The following is a 249-nucleotide window of genomic DNA, read 5'->3' as shown; positions in this document are numbered from 1 at the left end:
ATGCACAAAATGCGTATGCACTTACTCCAGAGATAGATATATATCCGGAAAGTTTCCTTGGCTATTCTATCAAAACACGTAATATAGTGTGCGGCTCATTAGCTAATTCAGGGCAAATATCTATTACTTATAACACCCAACAGAATGTAATTTCTTACTTATATAAATATGATGATTTAGGAGGAGAAACACTTGTTTCTTCAAATACTACAGGGTATTTTTATAACTTAACAGCTGCAAAGTATAAAT

General features: G+C 32.1%; 1 protein-coding gene. It reads left to right on the top strand.

Going from position 1 to position 249, the window contains the following annotated elements:
- Positions 1-249: hypothetical protein (locus tag HMPREF9441_RS18870; protein ID WP_008623654.1), on the top strand; the 249-nt coding region annotated here is incomplete at both ends.

The sequence above is a fragment of the Paraprevotella clara YIT 11840 genome (assembly GCF_000233955.1).
In the GTDB taxonomy this organism is placed as follows: domain Bacteria; phylum Bacteroidota; class Bacteroidia; order Bacteroidales; family Bacteroidaceae; genus Paraprevotella; species Paraprevotella clara.
The sequence above is the reverse complement of the archived record's forward strand: the minus strand, read 5'-3'. Positions and strand labels throughout refer to the sequence as shown.